Raw genomic sequence first — 2,756 nt, 5'->3', positions numbered from 1 at the left:
CCCCTGCACGGTCTGTTGATAGTGGCGTTTGATCCTGACATTGCTGGCCGGAAACTCGGCTTCGTTGCTGCCGTAGTTCAGCACAAATCCAGTGTGGTCCTCAGCCACCGAACAACTGCCATCGCGCTCGCATACGATTTTGGCTGCGGTCTTGCAGTCCCATTTCAGTGAAGCCGGCCACATAGGGTTATCCACGTTTGATCGCGGCTTGTCGCTCTGACCAGCCACCGCCAACACTGTGCCTGTGTTCATAATCACAGCGGACAGGAGAAGCGCCTTGAACACTTCAAACCTCCCTGAAATTGTCACCGTCGTAGCACCTCGTCCTGCGTGATCGCCTGGCTCATGGGATGTTGAGAGTGAACCAGCTTTTCTGGCGCACGCCGTTCGCGTCATCATACTCGATAAACCAGGGCTTTCCGCGCATCGGTCGAGGGATGGTGTAGTAAGTGGGGCCATTACCAAGGGAATGCCCTCGATCGTTTCCCGCGGTCTGGATTGTTGCCGCAACCACCTTACCGTCGATTTCGATTTGGACCGGACGTGAACCGTCTCCATGATGCCCGCCGAGGGCGTTGCTTTTGAAAACAACGGGCAAGGAGAGCCTATCGGCCGCGATGCGGCAGATGTTCCGTTCTTGACCTAAGCCCGGCCGATCGGATTCGGAGCTGCCAACTGCTTGCCAGCCAGACGGACAATCCTCATACTTCTCAAATCTCGCCGCGCTGGAGTTGGCTTGCGGACAGGTCGGCCAGTCAAAACCCGGAGCTTCCATCGCCGCAATCAACTTGTAGATCGGCGGGTGGCACGAGGGGGTATCTCAGCACCATGGGCGCTCGCTACTCATATGGGACGTTCGGCAGGAATGCCGTGCGCTATTCCGGCGCGCGATGGGCCGCAGGCCGCGCCGCTCGGGGCGCCCGGCAGCTCGCGACAAACAGTTTTCGATCTTCGCGAGCAGCCAGGGCCGATGCCGCAACCCGGACCGCCATCCAGCAAGGTGCGCGCGATAACTCCAGGCCTCTGGCCTAGAACACAAGAATGATCACCGATCGCGGCCCTCGATCGGGATCGGGATCGTCGCGCAAACGAGGCAATACTAAAGTGTCAATCTCAATGGAAACACCTGCTAGCAGCAGCCGCGAACTCGTCGACAAGCGCTATTACAGGGCAGGCGCGACCTGGGAAGACGACACGCACAGGTCAATGCGCCGATCGCGTACATTGGCGTGGGTCGTCAGCGGCATTTCGGGACTGGTTGCGGTGCTGTCGCTGCTGGCGCTCGTGCTGATCCTGCCACTCCGGCAGTTCGAACCGTACGTTGTAGAGGTCGACAAATCGACGGGCTACCTCGAGATCATGCGCGCGCTCAAGCCTGGAGATTTATCGCAGAACGAGGCCGTCACGGCGGCCAATCTTGTGCGCTACATCAGGGCCCGCGAAACCTACGATTCCCGTGAACTGAAACAGAATTACGACCTGGCGCAGCTGTACTCCACCGACGCGGCGTCCAAGGATTTGACATGGCTGTACACGCCAGCAAATCCGCAATCGCTCGACAAGACCTATGGCCGCAATGTCACTGTAGCGGTCGAGATCAAGTCGGTTTCCCTGCTCAATCGCAACACGGCCTCGGTGCGCTTTGCCACGACGACGCGGCGGGACAATTCATCCACCGCCGACAATTGGGTGGCGGTGATAAAGTTCCGCTACACCTCAACACCGCTCAAGAACGAATGGCGTTTCGACAACCCGTTGGGATTTCAGATCACGGATTACCGCCGCGACCAGGAATCGGCGCCGGCTGCGGGGAGCCTGCAATGAGATGGCGCGTGAGACTCGCCCTGGCGACCGCCCTTCTGCTCGGGACGATCCACGGCGCGGCCGCACGCGATGGCCGCATCCGATATGTCACCTTCAACAACGACGACGTGACCACGGTGCGCGCCGCTCTCGGTATTTCAACCATGGTCGAACTCAGTCCGACCGAAGTCATCGAAACCGTCTCCGCCGGCGACACGAAAGGCTGGTCGATCATCCCCAAACGCGGATCGCGATTCCTCTTCGTCAAGCCGCTGGAGCGCGATGCGTGGACCAATGTCAACGTTGTCACCAACCGTCGTGTCTATTCCCTGCTGCTGCAGGCGACTGACAACGCCCGGGACCGGGCATCCTTCCAGGTCCGGTTCAAATACCCGGACGAGGATATTAACGCGCGCCTGCTCTCACAGGCCAAGGAGAGCGCCGCCGATCCGGATTTGAAGGACCTGAACTATGCCGATCTCAATTACGACTATGCGTACAAAGGCGATGACAGCCTGAAGCCACGCACCGTATTCGACGACGGCACCAAGGTGTTTCTGGAATTCAAGGGTGACATTCCAGCGATTTTCGTGGTCGACGACAACCGCCATGAGTCTCTGGTCAACGTTCGCACTCAGGGCAAATACACCGTCATCGACAAGGTGGCACGGCAATTCACCTTGCGAGCCGATGGCAAGACGCTCTGCCTATACAACCGGGCTCGACCCAACGCCATCGATCCAGTCGAGCAGGTCTACGGTCCAACGAAACTAACAGGCGGTTCCACCCTGTTCGGGTCCAGCGGAGGGCGGGGATGACCCAGATCGATTATAACCAACTGGACGGCAGCCCGACGGTGGCGCGCCGCGGTGCGGGTGTGGGTACCAAAATCGCCCTGGTCGGCCTCGGCGTGGTGCTCGTAGGCGCGCTGATATGGCTGAACTGGCCTCGCG

3 protein-coding genes and 1 pseudogene are annotated in these 2,756 nt (G+C 59.6%); 2 read left to right on the top strand and 2 right to left on the bottom strand.

Features of this window, described 5'->3' with window-relative positions; all coding sequences use genetic code 11:
* Positions 1-285 (bottom strand): annotated as a pseudogene (locus EN993_RS34180) (hypothetical protein); the annotation flags it as partial.
* A gap of 58 nt (positions 286-343) precedes the next feature.
* On the bottom strand, positions 344-787 hold the full coding sequence (locus EN993_RS34175) for a hypothetical protein (RefSeq protein ID WP_245469050.1): 444 nt from the start codon (positions 785-787) through the stop codon (positions 344-346).
* A 254-nt stretch (positions 788-1,041) separates the two neighbouring features.
* Between EN993_RS34175 and EN993_RS34170 the strand changes: the two genes are divergently transcribed.
* Positions 1,042-1,824, top strand: coding sequence for a type IV secretion system protein (locus tag EN993_RS34170; protein WP_348630453.1), 783 nt, complete (start codon positions 1,042-1,044; stop codon positions 1,822-1,824).
* Positions 1,825-1,832: 8 nt separating this feature from the next.
* The gene (locus EN993_RS34165; protein WP_164758000.1) at positions 1,833-2,621 is read left to right on the top strand and encodes a TrbG/VirB9 family P-type conjugative transfer protein; all 789 of its coding nucleotides are present in this window, start codon (positions 1,833-1,835) and stop codon (positions 2,619-2,621) included.
* Positions 2,622-2,756 lie beyond the last annotated feature (135 nt).

The organism is Mesorhizobium sp. M7D.F.Ca.US.004.01.2.1 (assembly GCF_003997785.1).
In the GTDB taxonomy this organism is placed as follows: domain Bacteria; phylum Pseudomonadota; class Alphaproteobacteria; order Rhizobiales; family Rhizobiaceae; genus Mesorhizobium; species Mesorhizobium loti.
This window is presented reverse-complemented; position numbering and strand designations above follow the sequence as displayed.

What these genes read in the sequence shown, in the direction of transcription:
- EN993_RS34170 (WP_348630453.1), top strand. Translation starts at nt 1,042, where the DNA reads ATGATCACCGATCGCGGCCCTCGATCGGGATCGGGATCGTCGCGCAAA.